Below are 1,691 nucleotides of genomic sequence, written 5' to 3' on the forward strand. Positions count from 1 at the left end.
CGGACGTCGGCGCAGCCGTGAAAATGGGGTCGTGTGGCGGCTGCCCGTCCGACGCCGATGATCTGTGGGCCTGGAGCCCGTAATGAGTCTGGTGCCGGGGCCGGCCCAGAGGGGCTGCGCATTGTTGCTTCGAGCACGCGGGTTAGATTCTCGTTTTCCCTCGCCGGCCCCCGGGTGGCTGCCACCGCTTCGTGCGACCGGGTGGTGGGGAGGCGAGGGTGAGGGCGAGCGAAGAGACCGATCTCGAATCGGAGCTGGTGGAGAGGGTCGCGGCGATTGATGTTGCCAAGGCCAGCGGCATGGTGTGTACCCGGGTTCCGCACGAGTCCCGGGCCGGGAGGCGGGTCCAGGAGGTCTGGAACGTCACCTCCACTACTGCGGGCATCCTGGAACTCGGGGCACGGCTGTCCAGCCTGGGGATCACCCGCGTGGTGATGGAGGCCACGGGGGTGTACTGGAAGCCGTTCTTCTTCCTGTTGGAGTCCTGCGGGTTGGAGTGCTGGCTGGTCAACGCCCGGGACGTGAAGAACGTCCCGGGTCGGCCGAAGACTGACAAGCTGGATGCCATCTGGCTCGCCAAGCTCGCGGAACGGGGCATGCTGCGCGCCTCGTTCGTCCCGCAGCGTCCGCTGCGGAAGATCCGGGACCTGACGCGGTTGCGGTCCGCGCTCACACAAGAGCGCACCCGTCATAAGCACCGGGTGGAGAAGGTCCTGGAGGATGCTCAGATCAAACTGTCGTCGGTCCTCACTAACATCTTCGGCCCCTCCGGGCGCATGATGCTCGAAGCGCTGGTCGCCGGAGTACGTGATCCGCAGCAACTCGCGGGGCTCGCCCAGGGCAAGGCGAAGGCCAAGCGGGAGGTTCTGGTCGTGGCATTGACCGGACAGTTCGACGAGCACCACGCCTATCTGCTGAACATGCTCCTGGAGGCGATCGACCGAACCCAGGCGCAACTCGACGATCTCACCGGTCACATCGAGGCAGCACTCGCCGACCTGGCCGACCCGGATGGGACTGAAGCGGGCACGGCCGGCGATCTGACACCGCAGGAACGTCTGGACGAGATTCCGGGGATCGGTCCCGCCACCGCGCAGGTCATCCTGGCGGAGATCGGTCTCGACATGGCCATCTTCCCCACCGCGGGTCATCTGGTCTCCTGGGCCAAGCTCTCCCCGCGAACCATCCAGTCCGCCGGACGGAATCTCCCCGGCGGCATCGGGCAGGGCAACCCCTGGCTGAGGGCGGCGCTGGGTGAGGCCGCGATGGCTGCCGCCCGGACCGACACGTTCCTCGGGGCCCGTTACAAACGGCTCGTGAAGCGCCGAGGACACGGGAAGGCCCTGGTGGCCGTCGCCCGCTCGATGCTCGTCATCGTCTGGCACCTGCTCAGCGATCCTGATGCCCGCTTCCACGACCTCGGATCCGACTACCACCTGCGGGTTCTCGATTCCGCCGCCCGGACCAGAGGGCTCGTGCGCCAGCTCGAGGCTCTCGGCCACGAGGTGACCCTCACTACGAAGGCCGCATAGATGGAACGCCCAACGTGTCCGGTCTCAGGAGGAAGACCGCGATGAAGGTGGGCATTTTCGGGTTAGACCGCGTACTTCCGGCCCCTGCTCGAACCCCTGGGCCTGGACGGATCTCTGGTCACCTTCGATGCCCTGCACTCGGTGAAGGCGAACGTCACC

The 1,691-nt window shown here is 66.7% G+C and carries 1 protein-coding gene; it reads left to right on the forward strand.

What is annotated here, in order from left to right:
• Positions 1-218: 218 nt before the first annotated feature.
• Entirely contained in the window at positions 219-1,532 is a 1,314-nt protein-coding gene (locus ABZ453_RS51210; protein ID WP_359026955.1) for an IS110 family transposase, read from the forward strand.
• Positions 1,533-1,691 lie beyond the last annotated feature (159 nt).

It is taken from the genome of Streptomyces sp. NPDC005799 (assembly GCF_040630525.1).
Classification (GTDB): domain Bacteria; phylum Actinomycetota; class Actinomycetes; order Streptomycetales; family Streptomycetaceae; genus Streptomyces; species Streptomyces griseorubiginosus_B.